Annotated in this window: 14 protein-coding genes; 4 read left to right on the top strand and 10 right to left on the bottom strand. The window is 62.3% G+C overall.

The features are described from left to right. Positions 1-130 precede the first annotated feature (130 nt). A complete protein-coding gene (locus ACP2WS_RS00930; protein ID WP_374493889.1) occupies positions 131-1,096 on the bottom strand; it encodes an NAD(P)H-dependent flavin oxidoreductase in 966 nt (321 codons plus the stop codon). 93 nt (positions 1,097-1,189) lie between these two features. Further along, on the bottom strand, positions 1,190-2,239 hold the full coding sequence (gene selD / locus ACP2WS_RS00925) for a selenide, water dikinase SelD (RefSeq protein WP_426459058.1): 1,050 nt from the start codon (positions 2,237-2,239) through the stop codon (positions 1,190-1,192). A gap of 275 nt (positions 2,240-2,514) precedes the next feature. On the opposite strand from selD, the gene mnmH reads away from it, so the two are divergent. Then, complete coding sequence (mnmH, locus tag ACP2WS_RS00920) at positions 2,515-3,570, top strand: tRNA 2-selenouridine(34) synthase MnmH (RefSeq protein WP_426459056.1); 1,056 nt, start codon at positions 2,515-2,517, stop codon at positions 3,568-3,570. A 167-nt stretch (positions 3,571-3,737) separates the two neighbouring features. On the opposite strand, the gene ACP2WS_RS00915 is transcribed toward mnmH, so the two are convergent. From ACP2WS_RS00915 to acs, 4 genes are all read right to left on the bottom strand, one after another. Then, a complete protein-coding gene (locus ACP2WS_RS00915) occupies positions 3,738-5,549 on the bottom strand; it encodes an acyl-CoA dehydrogenase C-terminal domain-containing protein (RefSeq protein ID WP_374493895.1) in 1,812 nt (603 codons plus the stop codon). A 160-nt stretch (positions 5,550-5,709) separates the two neighbouring features. Continuing rightward, complete coding sequence (locus ACP2WS_RS00910; RefSeq protein ID WP_426459054.1) at positions 5,710-6,642, bottom strand: electron transfer flavoprotein subunit alpha/FixB family protein; 933 nt, start codon at positions 6,640-6,642, stop codon at positions 5,710-5,712. Between the two features lie 47 nt (positions 6,643-6,689). Next, the gene (locus ACP2WS_RS00905) at positions 6,690-7,439 is read right to left on the bottom strand and encodes an electron transfer flavoprotein subunit beta/FixA family protein (protein ID WP_426459052.1); all 750 of its coding nucleotides are present in this window, start codon (positions 7,437-7,439) and stop codon (positions 6,690-6,692) included. A 682-nt stretch (positions 7,440-8,121) separates the two neighbouring features. Further along, complete coding sequence (gene acs / locus ACP2WS_RS00900) at positions 8,122-10,116, bottom strand: acetate--CoA ligase (RefSeq protein ID WP_374493901.1); 1,995 nt, start codon at positions 10,114-10,116, stop codon at positions 8,122-8,124. Positions 10,117-10,504: 388 nt separating this feature from the next. Between acs and ACP2WS_RS00895 the strand changes: the two genes are divergently transcribed. Continuing rightward, the gene (locus ACP2WS_RS00895) at positions 10,505-10,792 is read left to right on the top strand and encodes an oxidative damage protection protein (RefSeq protein WP_374493903.1); all 288 of its coding nucleotides are present in this window, start codon (positions 10,505-10,507) and stop codon (positions 10,790-10,792) included. Between the two features lie 104 nt (positions 10,793-10,896). Next, complete coding sequence (locus tag ACP2WS_RS00890) at positions 10,897-12,897, top strand: FAD-dependent oxidoreductase (protein ID WP_426459050.1); 2,001 nt, start codon at positions 10,897-10,899, stop codon at positions 12,895-12,897. 63 nt (positions 12,898-12,960) lie between these two features. Here the strand turns inward: ACP2WS_RS00890 and dut are convergent, their stop codons facing one another. The 3 genes from dut to ACP2WS_RS00875 all read right to left on the bottom strand — a co-directional run bounded on the left by dut (position 12,961) and on the right by ACP2WS_RS00875 (position 14,541). Beyond that, positions 12,961-13,407 carry a dUTP diphosphatase gene (gene dut / locus ACP2WS_RS00885; protein WP_426459048.1) on the bottom strand — a complete coding sequence of 149 codons (447 nt, stop codon included), beginning with the start codon at positions 13,405-13,407 and terminating at the stop codon, positions 12,961-12,963. A 266-nt stretch (positions 13,408-13,673) separates the two neighbouring features. After that, positions 13,674-14,108 carry an RnfH family protein gene (locus ACP2WS_RS00880; protein ID WP_426459047.1) on the bottom strand — a complete coding sequence of 145 codons (435 nt, stop codon included), beginning with the start codon at positions 14,106-14,108 and terminating at the stop codon, positions 13,674-13,676. Next, complete coding sequence (locus ACP2WS_RS00875; RefSeq protein ID WP_374492763.1) at positions 14,101-14,541, bottom strand: type II toxin-antitoxin system RatA family toxin; 441 nt, start codon at positions 14,539-14,541, stop codon at positions 14,101-14,103. The genes ACP2WS_RS00880 and ACP2WS_RS00875 overlap by 8 nt, the downstream gene beginning before the upstream one ends. 115 nt (positions 14,542-14,656) lie before the next feature. Between ACP2WS_RS00875 and smpB the strand changes: the two genes are divergently transcribed. Continuing rightward, complete coding sequence (gene smpB / locus ACP2WS_RS00870; RefSeq protein ID WP_426459046.1) at positions 14,657-15,133, top strand: SsrA-binding protein SmpB; 477 nt, start codon at positions 14,657-14,659, stop codon at positions 15,131-15,133. Positions 15,134-15,183: 50 nt separating this feature from the next. Here smpB and ACP2WS_RS00865 read toward each other — a convergent pair whose 3' ends face one another. After that, complete coding sequence (locus ACP2WS_RS00865) at positions 15,184-16,320, bottom strand: enoyl-CoA hydratase/isomerase family protein (RefSeq protein WP_426459045.1); 1,137 nt, start codon at positions 16,318-16,320, stop codon at positions 15,184-15,186. Between the last annotated feature and the right edge of the window lie 290 nt (positions 16,321-16,610).

Here is a 16,610-nt window from a genome sequence, read left to right as displayed (position 1 = left end):
GTAGGCAATTGCCCCGATTTCGCCTCATCCCGTGGTGGCAAAGGGATAATCGGTGCGGCTTTTGGGACACCGCTGTGCCTCTCCCGCCCCCGTGGAATGGCCCAGGGAGCAGCAGGGACAACTCCAAGCCTCAGAGGCTGAGCAGGTGCGCCTTGGCTTCCTGGTATTCGTGTCTGAACCGTGCCACCAGATCGGCAGCAGGCAGCACACGGTCGATGGCGCCAATACCCTGACCACAGCCCCAGATGTCCTTCCAGGCCTTGGCACCCCCGGTGGCACCGAAGTTCATGTGCGAGGGATCGCTCTCCGGCAGATGCTCGGGATCCAGCCCTGCGGCACGGATCGAGGGCGCCAGGTAGTTGCCGTGCACACCGGTGAACAGGTTGGTGTACACCACGTCATCGGAGGTGCTGTCGACGATGCACTGCTTGTAGGCCTCGCTCGCACGGGCTTCCTCCGTGGCAATGAAGGCACTGCCCACATAGGCGAAATCAGCCCCCATGGCCTGCGCAGCGAGAATGGAGGCTCCCGAAGCAATCGAGCCGCTCAGAGCCAACGGCCCGTCGAACCAGGCGCGCAGCTCCTGCACCAGAGCAAACGGGCTCTTGGTGCCTGCATGTCCGCCTGCCCCTGCCGCCACGGCAATCAGCCCATCCGCGCCCTTGTCGATGGCCTTGTGCGCAAAGCGGTTGTTGATGACATCGTGCAGCACCACCCCCCCATACCCATGCGCTGCCTGGTTGATCTCGGGCACAGCTCCGAGGCTGGTGATGATGATGGGCACGCGGTATTTCACGCACAGGGCCATGTCCTCCATCAGACGGTCGTTGCTCTTGTGCACGATCTGGTTGATGGCAAACGGTGCGGCAGGATGCTCGGGGTGTGCCGCATCATGAGCCGCCAGTTCCTCGGTGATTTCCGCCAGCCAGTCATCGAGCTGTGTCGACGGCCGCGCATTGAGCGCCGGCATGGAGCCCACAATGCCTGCCTTGCACTGGGCAATGACCAGCTTGGGCGTGCTGATGATGAACATCGGCGAGGCAATCACGGGAAAAGGCACGCGCGCAAGCGCGCCAGGCAGGGTACGGGGCGTCATGGGTCTTGTCTCCTTGGAAGATGTCATGGCGCCTGGGTCTGTCAGGAAAGGGAACGTCCTTTTCCGCTCGGCATTCCAGGCCCTGGGAACATATCACGAAAAAGCACGAACGTTCACTTTTGGTATTCCCTGATGCAGCGCCCCTATGACGGCGGCCGACTCGAACCCTGCCTCATGGAATGCAGCCAGCACCTGCCCCACCTCGTCGGCCGCACAGCTCACCAGCAGCCCCCCTGAAGTCTGGGGGTCGGTCAGCATTTTCTGATGCCAGAGATCGGCACCCGCCTCCAGCTCCACGCTCTCGCCATAGCTGGCCCAGTTGCGGGTCGAGGCTCCGGTGGCAATGCCCTGCTGCACCAGCGTGCGTGCTTCGACAATGAGGGGCACCTCGTCGAAACGCACCGTGGCACCCAGGCCGGAGCCACGGCAGATTTCAAGCAGATGCCCTGCCAGCCCAAAACCGGTCACATCGGTCATGGCATGCACGCCCGGCATGGTGGCAAGCCGGCTGCCCACCTTGTTGAGCTGGGTCGTGAGACGCACCATCTCGGCATAGCCCTGCGACGAGAGCATGTCCTTCTTGAGCGCGGCAGACAGGATGCCGATGCCCAGCGGCTTGCCCAGCACAAGGCAGTCGCCAGCCTGACCGCCGCTGTTGCGCTTGAGATGTGCGGGATCGACCAGTCCGATGGCCACCAAGCCGTAAATGGGCTCCACCACATCGATGGAATGTCCCCCTGCCACGGGAATTCCGGCATCGCGGCACACCGATGCCCCCCCCTGCAGAATCTGGCCGATCGTTTCGATGGGCAGGCGATCGAGCGGCATCCCCACCAGGGCCAGCGCCAGAATGGGCGTGCCTCCCATGGCGTAGATGTCCGAAATGGCATTGGTGGCCGCTATGCGGCCAAAGTCGGTGGGATTGTCGACGATGGGCGTGAAGAAATCGGTCGTGGCCACCACAGCCTGACGCTCATTGATCTGGTAAACAGCCGCATCGTCCGAGGATTCCGTGCCCACCAGCAATTGCGGGGGCATCAGTCCCTGGGGCACAGCGGCCATGATGTTCTGGAGCACAGCCGGTGCGATCTTGCAGCCGCAACCACCCCCATGGGCAAGCGAAGTGAGACGTAGAGGTTCCATGAATGCCAACACCAACCGTTCTGAAAAGTTCCGACGGCAGAGGGTGCATGCATCTACACGCTCTGCCTGCCCTGGAGACAGGGAATGTACGAGATGATACGCCTGCCTCTTCTGCCCCTGCCTGTGCAGCAGGCTGCGTGCTCACGACAGAAAAGAGGCATGGTGGCTCCCGCAAGGCGCAAGTGCAGGGCACAGACTCCTTGTGCGCAGGCCCTCTGGGAGCTGGGGGACGTTCTAAAATGGCGGCCTGCCTCCCTCTGCCCTGCTTCTGCCCCATGAAACCCCATTGGCTTGTCTCCGTCGGTGACATCGATCAGTACGATGCCATCGTCGATGTGCGCACTCCCGCCGAATTTGCCGAAGACCATATCCCCGGCGCCATCAACTGCCCTGTGCTTTCGGACGAGGAACGGGTCCGGGTGGGTACTCTCTACAAGCAGGTGTCCCCCTTCGAGGCACGCAAGGTCGGTGGCGCCCTGGTCTCGCGCAACATTGCCCGGCACCTGGAAGAGCGGTTCGCCAGTCTGCCGCGCACCTGGCACCCCCTCATCTACTGCTGGCGCGGTGGGCAGCGCAGCGGTGCCATGCAGATCGTGCTGCGGCAAGTGGGGTGGGAAGCCGACAAGCTCGAAGGCGGGTACAAGGCTTTCCGCGCCAGAGTGCTGGAGGACATCGCCTCGCTATCGCCTTCGTTCGATTACCGGATCGTGTGCGGAGCCACCGGAAGTGGCAAGACCCGTATTCTGCAGGCCATGCAAGCCCGCGGAGGACAAGTGCTGGATCTCGAAGGCCTGGCCTCCCACAAGGGGTCTGTGCTCGGAGAACTGCCCGATCAGATCCAACCCTCCCAGAAACACTTCGAGACGCTGCTGTGGCAGCAACTGCGCGCACTCGATCCTTCGCGTCCGGTCTTTGTGGAAGCCGAAAGCCGCCGCATTGGCGTGCTTCACCTGCCCGAGCCGCTGATCGCGCGGATGCGGGAAAGTTCCTGCCTGGACATTCTGGCCAGCACCGATGCCCGGGTCTCGTTCCTGCTCCGGGACTACGACTATGCGATGCGTCATCCGCTGTGGCTGAGTTCGCAGATAGACCGTCTCACCGCACGGCTGGGCAAGAAGACCATTTCCGAATGGCAGGACCTGATCGCCCGCGAACAGTGGCCCGAACTGGTGCGTGCGCTGCTGGTGCAGCATTACGATCCGCTCTATCGCCAATCCCAGAACGAGAACTACCACGGCCCCCGGCAGTTCGCGCCCTTTGGCACCGACGATCTGACCGAGGCTGGCGTGGACCAGGTTGCTCAGCGCATCCTGCAGGCTTACACGGCATAGGAGCCATTGCCACGGCGGGCTGTCCGCTGTTTCATCTCCCTGTCATGCTCCATGCACTGCACGTCGCATAAAAAAACCCGACCACCTGCGTGGCCGGGTTTTTCGGCATTCCACGGCGCCGTGCATACCCCAAAGGACAAGCCTTTGGAGCACGAACGGCAGCGCGATCAGAATGCTTCCACTTCGAAGACGTTGGTCGCGGAATGTCCGTCGATGACGGTGTGCGCCAGACCATCGGCCTTGCTCAGGATGTGGTCGGCGTAGAAACGGGCAACCTGCACCTTGGCCTTGTAGAAGCGGGGGCCGAAGGCATCGCCTGCAGCGCTGCCATCCGCCAGCTTGGCCTCGGCCACCAGCAGGGAACGAGCCAGCTGCCAGCCGCTGACCAGGTTGCCGGCCAGCATCAGGTAGGGCACGCTGCCTGCAAAGACGGCGTTGGGATCGCTCTTGGTGGTGGCAGCCACGAAGTCCACCACGCGCAGATAGGCCTGACGGGCAGCCGTCAGGGCAGCCAGCACGGCCTTGGCATCCGCGCTCTGGCTGGCAGCCAGCTGGGACTCGGTCTGCTCGATGCGAGCGGCCACGGCCTTGGCCAGCGCACCGCCGTCACGGGCCGTCTTGCGGCCAACGAGGTCGTTGGACTGAATGGCGGTGGTGCCTTCATAGATGGTCAGGATCTTGCTGTCGCGGTAGTACTGCGCTGCACCGGTTTCCTCGATGAAGCCCATGCCGCCGTGCACCTGCACGCCCAGGCTGGTGACTTCCTGGCTCATTTCGGTGCTGAAGCCCTTGACGAGCGGAACCAGGAATTCATAGAAGGCCTGGTTTTCGGCACGCGTGGCTGCATCGGGATGATGGTGAGCCACGTCATAGGCAGCAGCTGCCACGCTCGACATGGCGCGTGCGCCTTCGACGTAGGCACGCATCGTCAGCAGCATGCGCTTGATGTCGGGGTGGTGAATGATGGTGACGGCTTCCTTGGCAGATCCGTCGACCGGACGGCTCTGCACGCGGTCACGGGCATAGGCCACAGCGTGCTGGTAGGAGCGGTCAGCCACGCTCACGCCCTGGATGCCCACGGCATAACGGGCCGCGTTCATCATGATGAACATGTATTCGAGGCCACGGTTTTCTTCGCCCACGAGGTAGCCGGTGGCACCGCCGTGATCACCGAACTGCAGCACACAGGTGGCGCTGGCCTTGATGCCCAGCTTGTGTTCGATGCTGACGCAGTGCACGTCGTTGCGGTCGCCCACGCTGCCATCGGCGTTCACCATGAACTTGGGCACGACGAACAGGCTGATGCCCTTCACCCCTTCCGGTGCACCGGCCACGCGGGCCAGCACCAGATGGATGATGTTCTCGGTCATGTCGTGCTCACCCCAGGTGATGAAGATCTTGGTACCGAACACCTTGTAGGTGCCATCGCCGTTGCGCTCGGCACGGCTGCGCACCAGGGAAAGGTCCGAACCGGCCTGCGGCTCGGTCAGGTTCATGGTCCCGGTCCACTTGCCGGAGATCAGGTTGGGCAGATAGGTCTGCTTGAGCTCGTCGGAACCTGCGGTGAGCAGGGCCTCGATGGCACCATCGGTCAGCATGGGGCACAGAGCGAAGCTCATGTTGGCCGCCTGATACATTTCGTAGCATGCAGAGCCGATGGTCTTCGGCAGGTCCTGTCCACCGAATTCGGACGGATGCTGCAGACCTTGCCAGCCGCCAGCCACGTACTGCTGGTAGGCATCCTTGAAGCCGGGAGCCGCAGTGACCACGTCACCTTCGATCGTGGAGGGGTGCTTGTCACCCTCGAAATTCAGGGGAGCCAGAACGTCCTGAGCCAGCTTGGCGCTTTCTTCCAGCACAGCCTGGGCAGTCTCGAGACCTGCGTCGGCGAATTGAGGCACCTCGGCCGCCACCTTGTCCAGGTCGGCCAGATGCGTCATGTTGAACAGCATGTCTTGAATCGGAGCGGTATAGCTCATGGATCAGTCTCCTCGGTTTGCAAGTCTAGGAATAAAGGTCGTGAACACTTGCTGCATGGTCCACGCCAGGGAAAACGCAAAAAGGCCGCCCCACCCTGCCCGTGCTCCTGAATTCAGGAGCACGAAAGCGGAGTCAGGGACGGCCTCATGCGCAGGTGCATTACAGGGCGTTGACCAGTTCCGGCACGGCGGTGAAAAGATCGGCAACCAGACCGTAGTCGGCCACGCTGAAGATCGGCGCTTCGGGATCCTTGTTGATGGCCACGATCACCTTGCTGTCCTTCATGCCGGCCAGATGCTGGATGGCACCGCTGATGCCGATGGCCATGTACAGGTCAGGAGCCACGATCTTGCCGGTCTGGCCCACCTGCAGGTCATTGGGGGCGTAGCCGGAGTCGACTGCCGCACGGCTGGCACCGATGGCGGCACCGAGCTTGTCGGCCAGGGGCGTGAGCACTTCCTGGAACTTCTCGGAGCTGCCCATGGCACGGCCACCGGACACGATGATGCGTGCGGAGGTCAGGTCGGGACGGTCGCTCTTGGTGATTTCACGACCCACGAAGGTCGACTTGCCGCTGTCCGCCACGGCTGCAATGGTCTCGACAGCCGCACTGCCGCCGGTGGCTGCTGCCGCATCGAAACCGGTTCCACGCACCGTGATGACCTTGGTGGCATCGCTGCTCTGCACCGTCGCGATGGCATTGCCGGCGTAGATGGGACGCTCGAAGGTGTCGGGGCTGTCGACCTTGGTGATGTCGCTGATCTGGGCAACGTCCAGCTTCGCTGCCACACGGGGGGCAACGTTCTTGCCACTGGCCGTGGCAGGGAACAGGATGTGGCTGTAGCCGGGAGCGACGGCAATCACCTGGGCGGCCAGATTCTCGGCGAGGCCGTTTTCGAGGGCCGTGCCATCGGCAAGCAGCACCTTGCTCACGCCGGCGATCTGGGCGGCCGCCTGTGCAGCAGCGGCAGCGTTGGCGCCTGCCACCAGCACGTGCACATCACCGCCACACTGGGCAGCAGCGGTCACGGCGTTGAGCGTGGCGGCCTTGAGGGAAGCGTTGTCGTGTTCTGCAATCACGAGTGCAGTCATGAGGGTATCTCCTTGAATTCTGAAATGGGGTGCGATGCGATGCCGGATCAGATGACCTTGGCCACGTTCTTGAGCTTGTCCACCAAAGTAGCCACATCGGGAACGATGATGCCGGCGCTGCGCTTGGCAGGCTCGACCACCTTGAGCGTCTTGAGGTGGGGAGCGACATCCACACCCAGCTCTTCGGGCTTGAGCGTATCGATGGGCTTCTTCTTGGCCTTCATGATGTTGGGCAGCGTGACATAACGGGGCTCATTGAGGCGCAGGTCGGTCGTGATCACGGCCGGCAGGGAGAGTGCTTCGGTTTCGAGGCCGCCATCGACTTCACGGGTGACCGTGGCCTTGCCGTCGGCTACTTCGACCTTGCTGGCGAAAGTGGCCTGGGGCAGATCACACAGGGCAGCCAGCATCTGGCCGGTCTGGTTGGAATCGTCGTCGATGGCCTGCTTGCCGAGAATGATCAGGTCGGGCTGCTCCTTCTCCACAACCGCCTTGAGCAGCTTGGCCACAGCCAGGGGCTGGAGCTCTTCGCTGCTTTCGACGAGCACGCCACGGTCTGCACCGATGGCCATGGCCGTACGGAGGGTTTCCTGAGCCTGGGTCGGGCCGCACGACACGGCGATGACTTCGGTGACCACACCCTTTTCCTTGAGACGGACTGCCTCTTCCACGGCAATTTCGTCGAAGGGGTTCATGCTCATCTTGACGTTGGCCAGTTCGACGCCGGTGTTGTCGGACTTGACCCGCACCTTGACGTTGTAGTCCACCACGCGCTTGACGGCGACCAAAGCTTTCATGAAGGTATCTCCTAATATTCACTCTTGGAAAAATGGCAGGCGCTGGGCACCCCACACTTGTCACCCCGAAGGGTTGGCTGTCGCAGCAAAGCGGTCTTCCCTTTGTGCGCAGCATGCGACACAACTGCAGGTATGGGAACCAGGTGCAAACCCCAGCTCCACCCATGCAGCCCTTCGGGCCATGCCCGCATGCAACGCCTGTTGCGACAAGCCATTGACGCTTACGTCAAATCCCCCTCATTGTACGTTTCTTTTAAGCGTGTTCCCTATCGGAACAGGGATACCCTGTATGCGCCCCGGCTCCCCGAAGGTATCGTTCGGTGAATGTTCGGATTTTCCATTTGGCCCTGAAGCGGAAATACCTTGGCCCGCTCAGGGGGAATTTCTCTGTACGGAATTCTCCTTTCCAGAAACTGACGAACTGATGGATTCGGAGATTATTCTCAATATGAAGCGGCCAAGGAATCACGGAGAAGCCATTGCCGGTGGATATGGGAAGAGGCAGGAAGGACCGGCAAGTGACAGGACAATGACGGCGTGGGATCCTGGACATATCCGGGAAGCCGTCTGGACCACTCAGCGCCGTCTGGCCTCCCCCCTTCCGGCGCCATCCCCAACGCCCCTCCAGAAAGCAGCAAAGACCCCGAAGGGTCTTTGCAAAGGCTGTCACGGAGTCTGACGTTCAGTTCGAATTGGCCAGCTGGTCGAGAATGGCCGGGTTTTCGAGTGTAGACGTATCTTGCGTGATGGCTTCTCCCTTGGCCAGACTGCGCAGCAGACGGCGCATGATCTTGCCGCTGCGGGTCTTGGGCAGGTTCTCGCCAAAGCGGATGTCCTTGGGCTTGGCAATGGGGCCGATTTCCTTGGCGACCCAATCGCGCAGCTCCTTGGCAATGCGCTGGGCTTCATCTCCACTGGGACGGCCCTGCTTGAGCACCACAAAGGCACAGATGGCTTCACCTGTGAGGTCGTCGGGGCGCCCCACTACAGCTGCTTCAGCCACCAGATCGCTCTTGGCCACCAGGGCGGATTCGATTTCCATGGTCCCCATGCGATGGCCCGAGACGTTGAGCACATCGTCGATGCGACCGGTGATGCGGAAATACCCCCGGTCGGCGCTGCGGACTGCGCCATCACCCGCCAGGTAGTAGCCCTTGAGCTCTTCGGGGAAATAGCTCTTCTTGAACCGCTCCGGGTCTCCCCAGATGGTACGGATCATGCTGGGCCAGGGGCGCTTGACCACCAGAATGCCACCCGAGCCGTTGGGCAGATCCTGCCCCGTCTCGTCCACGATGGCCGCCATGATGCCGGGCAACGGCAGCGTGCAGGAGCCAGGCACCAGGGGCGTAGCGCCAGGCAGCGGCGTGATCATGTGACCGCCCGTCTCGGTCTGCCAGAAGGTATCGACGATCGGGCAGCGCTCGCCACCGATATGCTTGTAGTACCACATCCAGGCTTCGGGGTTGATGGGCTCGCCCACGCTGCCCAGGATGCGCAGGGTAGACAGATCGAAGTTGCGCGGATGAACGCTGTCGTTGCTGTCCGCTGCCTTGATGAGAGAGCGGATGGCCGTGGGAGCCGTGTAGAAGATGGTGACCTTGTGGTCCTGGATCATCTTCCAGAAACGGGAAGCATCGGGATAGGTGGGTACGCCCTCAAACACGACCTGGGTCGCTCCGGCAGCCAGAGGTCCATAGGCAATGTAGGTGTGCCCCGTGATCCAGCCGATGTCGGCGGTACACCAGAAGATGTCGCTGTCCTGGATGTCGAAGGTCCACTGCATCGTGGTGTTGGCCCACAGCAGATAGCCCCCGGTGCTGTGCTGCACGCCCTTGGGCTTGCCGGTGGAGCCGGACGTGTAGAGAACGAACAGGGGATGCTCGGCCCCGACGGGCACTGCAGGACAGACATCGTCCTGACCTTCGAGCACTTCGGCAAAGGTCTTGTCGCGACCCGCCACCATGTGGCAGGCCGTGGCGGTGCGCTCGAACACCAGCACGGTTTTCACGCAGTCGGTGCCGCCTTCGTTGAGCGCCTCGTCCACGATGGCCTTGAGAGGCAGCTCCTTGCCGCCACGCATCTGGTAGTTGGCCGTGATGACTGCCACGGCACCTGCGTCGACGATGCGCTCGTGGAGCGCCTTGGCGGAAAAGCCTCCAAACACCACGCTGTGCGTAGCCCCCAGACGGGCGCAAGCCTGCATGGCCACGACGCCTTCGATGGTCATGGGCATGTAGATGATGACGCGGTCGCCTTTCTTGACACCCTGGCTCTTGAGTGCATTGGCAAAGCGGCTCACCCGGCCCAGCAGCTCTCGATAGGTCACACGAGTGACACTGCCATCGTCGGCTTCGAAGATGATGGCGGTCTTGTGCTCGACCGGGGTGCCCATGTGCTTGTCGAGACAGTTGGCGGAAGCATTGAGTTCGCCGTCATCGAACCACTTGAAGAACGGAGCCTCGGACTCGTCGAGTACCTTGGTGAAGGGCTTGTCCCACACCACGTACTTCTGTGCAAGGCGTGCCCAGAATCCCTCGAAATCGTCTTCGGCTTCCTTGCACAGGGCTTCATAGGCGGGCATGCCGCTGATGCGGGCATGTGCCATGGTGGCCTCGGAGGGGGGGAACACGCGGTTCTCGACCAGGACGGATTCGATGGCGCCGGTTTGTGCTGTCATGTTTGTCTCCTCGAACGGATTCTCTTGATGGATATGAGCCGGTGCGCAATGGCACATGACGGGTGCATTGCTCGCGAGCCAATGTGCATGGAGGCACTTACAGTCCTCTTACTGAAAAGGGAGCCAGACATCAGCCGGGGCTGCATCCGGACGCCTGCATGGAACATAAGTCCGCGTCAGGCCTGCATTTCCTGCACAGTATGCAAAAGACTGGCCGCTGAAATGGCAGGGAAAACACCATGCTGGGGGAAACCCTGCATCGGAGGGGCATCCGGACGATGCCCTGCACCGAATGGGGCTGTTGACGGTGCAATCCGGCACCGCGAGATGCCGGCATACAATGGCGCCACCCTGGATTTCCATTTGTGCTAAGAAGGAAGGAATCGACATGACTCGCATGGTTCACTGCGTCAAGCTGGGCAAGGAAGCCGAAGGACTGGATCGCCCCCCCTACCCCGGTGCGCTCGGCCAGCGCCTCTTCGACAATGTCAGCAAGCAAGCCTGGGCTGAATGGCTGCAGCATCAGACCATGCTGGTCAACGAGAATCGCCTCAATCTGGCGGATGCACGCGCGCGTCAGTATCTGGCCCGCCAGATGGAAAACCATTTCTTCGGTGCCGGTGCCGAACAGGCGTCCGGATATGTGCCGCCTGCTGCGGAAGCGCCCAAGGCCTGAGGCTTTTTTGCTCCGGGTGGCAGCACATGAGCAACCAGAGCACGCAGGCACAGTCTTTGCGGCCTGATCTCTGACCGTCTCCCATCCCGCCCCCCCTTGCCCCCATGTCCGACCCTGTATTCGATTCCAGAGTGCTGCTGCTGGGAACAGGGCACGACTTGGTTCCTTTCTGGCGCCATTGGGTCCAGTGGTGGACGCATGGCCAGTCCGCTCCCCACTCGGTATCGCATTGCGTCTGGCAATGCGAACAGCCCCCGTCCTGGGGGGACGTGCTGAACCAGTGGAGTGCATGGCGTGCGCGCGCTCCATTCCTCCCCATGCCTGCCGCAGCCGAAGGCGCCATGCTCGATGCCCTGCAAAGACAGTGGTGGGGATTGCTCCCCGGATGGCACCGCATGGTGCTGCACGAAGAGCGGCTGATTCTGCATGTGGTCGTAGCCCCCATGGGGCAGGCACTGCTGGATGCCACTGGCACCTTCGATGCCATCCGCATGCACTGGCCCGACCCTGCAGCTGCTGACCCCGCTCTGCAGGATATGCGCACGGTAGTATCGGCCCTCACGGCCCGTGCCCGGCATCACACCCGGCTCACCATGCAGCTCTCCCCGCCCCCTGCGTCGGATGCCCTGCTGCACCACCTGGCAAGCAAGGGATGGCAGGACTGCGAGCGGGCACCGGTACCGCGTCTACCATCGACCACGCACGACACGCTGGAATGCACCCTGACCTGGGCTCCCCGCTGGCAGAGCCCTGCGCCATCTGCCCCTCAGCCCCAGAAGCCACGCCGTGCGCTCATCATCGGAGCAGGGCTGAGCGGTGCGGCCTGTGCCTACAGCCTGGCACGCCGTGGCTGGAAAGTCGTGGTACTTGATCGCAGTGGGCCTGCCGCTGGGGCCTCGGGGCTTCCGGTCGGGCTTGTCGTTCCCCATACCTCTGCCGACGATACCCGCATCAGCCAGATCAGCCGGGCAGGCATCCGCTGCACCCTGGCACGTGCGGCTGACCATCTGTCGCCCGGCACGGACTGGGCTCCCACGGGGGTGGTGGAGCATTGTGTGGAGGGACGTGTCAAACTGCCCCGTACCTGGACCGAAGCATCTTCCTCGGACCTCCGTGCGGCTGCGACTCCCTGGGCATGCCCCGCTCCTGAGGACATACGCGCCCGAGCCCTGCTGCCTGATGCGCCAGCGGTGATGTGGCATGCCTGTGCGGCCTGGATCAAACCTCCTGCTCTGGTGCAGGCCCTGCTTTCGCATCCCGGCATCGAGATACGCACAGACTCCGAGGTTGCGGCACTGTCCCAGACGACGGACGCACCAGATGAATCGCACTGGCAGGCATATACGACGGACGGACGATGCCTAGGTTCGGGCAATATCGTCGTGCTGGCTGCCGCACACGCCACGCAGAACCTGCTTGCGCAGCTGGCAGACCTCGCGCCCAAAGATGCTCCCATGCCTGCCAGAGGAAACAAAAGACCGGCTGACACACACGCTGCGCCCTTTGGCCTGCACCTGCATCCCCTTCGGGGGCAGATCGCCTGGGGATGGGAAGCCGATGTGCCTGACGCCCCCACTGAGCTGCCCTCACTGCCCATCAATGGCAAGGGCAGCATGGCCGCCCATATTCCCTGGCAGATCGGTCATCATCAGGGCATGATCTGGACCACAGGATCGACCTTTGTCCGCGAAGACGACGATGCTTCGGTACGTGCAAGCGAAATGCCGGCCATACTCGACAAGCTCCGCATCCTGCATCCACGGTCTGCAGCAGCACTGGAGACGACATTCGCATCGGGGCTGGCGCATGGATGGGCAGGCGTACGCGCAACCTTTCCCGATCGCCTGCCAGCGGTAGGCGCGCTGCTGCCAGAGGAAGGCCACCGAAGCCCATCCCAGCGAGCCTCTCGTGGAACCGCGGGCCAAGAAGATACTGCGCCAGCCTCTTGCGCTCTGCACGGTGTGTATCTGTGCTGCGGCATGGGCGCGCGCGGGCTGACGCTCGCCATGCTCAGCGGCGAACTGCTGGCAGCCCAGCTGGATCACGAGCCTCTGCCCGTCGAGAAAAAGCTGGCCGCCATGCTGGCAGCCTCCCGCTGGCAATAAGACCAGCACCATCCATACCCATCGAGCCCCTGTACCGGAGCTCGATGGGCAGATTCGTCGCGCTCAGCGTCCGGTGGAACCGTAGCCCCCCTCTCCCCGCAAGGTCGCCTGCCCGAAATCTTCCACCACCCTGAACTGTGCCTGCATGACGGGAACTATCACCAGCTGGGCAATGCGCTCCATGGGCTCGATGGTGTAGGCAACGGCCGAACGGTTCCAGGCACTGACCATCAGTTCGCCCTGGTAATCGCTGTCGATCAAGCCGACCAGATTTCCAAGCACGATGCCGTGTCGATGCCCCAGGCCGGAACGCGGCAGGATCAGCGCCGCATAGCCAGGATCGGCCAGATGCAGAGCCAGACCCGCCGGAATAAGCTCGCAGCCTCCCGGCTGCAGTACCAGAGGTGCCTGCACACAGGCCCTGAGATCCAGTCCGGCACTGCCAGGGGTGGCGTAGGCTGGCATCTGAGTTTCCAGGCGGGAATCAAGAATCCGGACGTCGATATGCATGATGGCGAAAAACAAAAAAGAAAACAGAAAACGAAATGGCAACCCGCACCGTCCGATCAGGACAGGCAAGCAGGTTTGCATCGCATATGCCCATGCCGCCCACCCACCCTGCCACGATGGAGACGGCAGGCACGCTGGAGCTGATTCAAACCTCCGTCGCAGAAGCACCCGTCTCCCGGAGGGGTCTCTGTACGTGCTGCAGCGCAGCCAACCTGCACCCCTACGATGGTACGGGACAGGGCAGAGCGTACGGGAGTGCGCTTTCTTCAGTACCCGGACTTGGCTCCGGCACGCCGTCTGGCGAACAGACCGGCATTGCGTGCGCCCTGCCGCTGGAACCGCTCGCGTCGCGCCACCTTGGGGTCCACCAGCAGTGGCCGGTAGAGTTCCACCCGGTCATCCTGCCGCAAGACACGGCCAGCCTCTGCCCTGCGCCCCCAGATGCCGGACATCAGAATGGGCAGTACGGCATTCGCTGAACTGCTGGCCTCTGAGGACGCCGCAGTCATGGAAAGACGCAGCCACTCCTGCACTTCGGATGCGGTGGACAGGGTGCTCGCACGCACGGCATCGGCAAGCGTGCTGCCTGCGGGGAGCTTCAGCATCTGCCGCAGCATCTGCCGAGGGGCAGGTGCATAGACCAGCTCCACGTCTATCCCGGGAGCTGCGGAGGAATGATGGGAAAGAGAAGTGTCAGCCATAGACTTTCTTGGCCTGCTGGAGAAAGGCATCCACAAAGCTGCCGGCGATCTTGTCGAAGACCGGACCCACCAGCGCAGCCAGGGTTCTGCTTGAAAAACCGTATTGCAGCTCGAAATGGATACGACAGGCACGCTGTTGCCCATCTCCTACCGGCTCGAACCGCCACTGTCCGTGCAGATCCGAAAACGGTCCGCGCACCAGATCCAGATCGATCTGGCGGTCGGGGATTTCATGGTTGCGTGTCACGAACGTCTGCTTGAAACCTGCCAGCGATATCCCGACCTCGGCCACCATGCCATCCGGCGTCTTTTCAAGGACCTTGCCCGACCCGCACCAGGGCAGGAACGCAGGGTAGGACTCCACGTCGGAGACCAGCCGGAACATTTCGGCCGGGCTATACCAGATCAGGACGGATTTGCGGACGGTTTTCATACAATGCGGATTTGAGAATGCTGCAGGAACGAAGGAATCAGGGCATGCGCCCCTTCCTGCACCGGGTTTTGGGGCAGCAGCATGCTGCGGAAAACCCTCACACATGGCTCCCATTATGACAAGCAAAAAATCGCCCTCGAGCAATCGCATTGCCGAGAACAAGAAAGCCGCCTTCAATTACGCCTTCGAGGAACGCTACGAGGCCGGCATGGTACTGCAGGGCTGGGAGGTCAAGGCCGTGCGCGAAGGCAAGGTGCAGCTCACCGAAGGATACGTGGTGATCCGCAATGGCGAGCTGTTCGTGATCGGCTGCCAGATCAGCCCGCTCAAGACCGCATCGACCCACATCAGCCCCGACAGCGTCCGGACCAAGAAGCTGCTCATGCACAAGGAAGAAATCCGGCGACTGATCGGCAAGGTGGAACAGAAGGGCTATACCCTGGTTCCAATCAACCTGCACTGGAAAGAAGGCCGCGTCAAATGCGAGATTGCCCTCGCCAAGGGCAAAGCCGAACACGACAAGCGCAACACCATCAAGGAACGCGAGGGCAAACGGGAAGTGGAGCGCATCATGAAAAGCCGTCACCGCTGATCGCCCCCTTCCGGGGAGTGTCTTGTCTCCGCTCCGCGGTCAGGATGGGGTCAGCGCAGATGTGCCAGGGGATGCATGTCGCGAGGCCATGGAGCGACAAAGAAACCAGCCACCATCTCGGGGGTGACCTCCTCCACTGCGGGAGGATTCCAGCGTGGAGCATTGTCCTTGTCCACCACAAGCGCCCTCACCCCTTCCACCACTTCGCTGGACGTGGCTGTACGCCCCAGATGGGCCGGAAAGAAACAGTGCCGAACCAGAGTGCGTTCCATGCGGAGATCGTCAGCGAGCGACAGATGGCGCGCCCGGCGTACCTGATCCAGCACCACATGCAGCATGAGAGGTGAACGCTTGCGCAACGCCTGAGCCGTGCCGAGGGCCCATGCATCGTCCGCCGCCGCTTCCAGCGCGTGCAGGATGTCCGAGACGCCCTCCCCTCCAAAATACCCATCGGCAAGGCAACGGGCCTGCGCAAAGCCGTTGCTTTCCGGCGGAGCCGATTCGACCTGCAGGCGCAGCCAGTCCCGCACCGCCTGTCCGTCGACGAAATCCTGTTCCCCCAGTGCCTGCCACACGTCCGCCTGCCGGGCGCTGGAAAGAAAGTGATCGCCCCAGCCGATGGCGAGCCCGTCGCCTCCCTTCACATGCTCTCCAGTCAATGCCAGCCATTCGCCCGCATGCCCCGGACAGCGGCTCAGGAAATAGCCGCCGCCCACATCCGGGAAAAGTCCGATGAGGGTCTCCGGCATGGCCATGCGCGTGCGTTCGGTAAGGATGCGATCAGTGGCTCCCTGGGTGATGCCCATTCCTCCGCCCATGACGATGCCGTCCATGAAGGCGATGTAGGGCTTGCCATAGGTGTGCACGAGATGGTTGAGGGTGTACTCCTCGGTGAAGAAATCCTCGATGCCCGGATTGCCGCGTGCTGCCTCATCATGGAAAAAGCGGATGTCACCGCCTGCGCAGAAGGCACCGAACGGCCCTTCCTTGTTGCTGCCCCGAATGGCCACAGCCTGCACGGACGGATCGCCCTGCCATGCCACCAGAATCTCGTACAGGCTGCGCACCATCGCGAGAGAAAGCGCGTTGAGTGCCCGAGGACGGTTGAGCGTCAGGAAGCCCACGCCTCCGCGCACTTCAGCCAGAACGTCCGGTGTGGTCCAGGACCAGGATGGGGTATCAGCCATGAATCGTGTCTCCTGTAGGGTGATTGTTTCTGCCGCGGGAACCAGGGCTAGCTAGCTAAAGCAACGCACGCCTGCCCCCTCAGGCTTGTCCCTTGACAGCCGAAGAGGTGCTCGCCGCATGTCATGCAGTATGCCAAAGCTCTGGAGCTGGGAGGCAGACATGGAAAAGGCCGGCCCCTTTCCCTGCGGAAAAGAGGTCCGGCCTCATCATGACTGGCACTGTCTCGTGCCTCCCAGGCCCCCCGGAGTCTCATGCCCTTTGCGGAGCATGAACCGCAGAGTCGACCCTG

Source organism: Brachymonas moutaii (nom. illeg.), from assembly GCF_049977365.1.
Taxonomy (GTDB): domain Bacteria; phylum Pseudomonadota; class Gammaproteobacteria; order Burkholderiales; family Burkholderiaceae_C; genus Brachymonas.
Note: the sequence above shows the minus strand (reverse complement) of the source record. Positions and strands in the feature narration are given on the sequence as shown.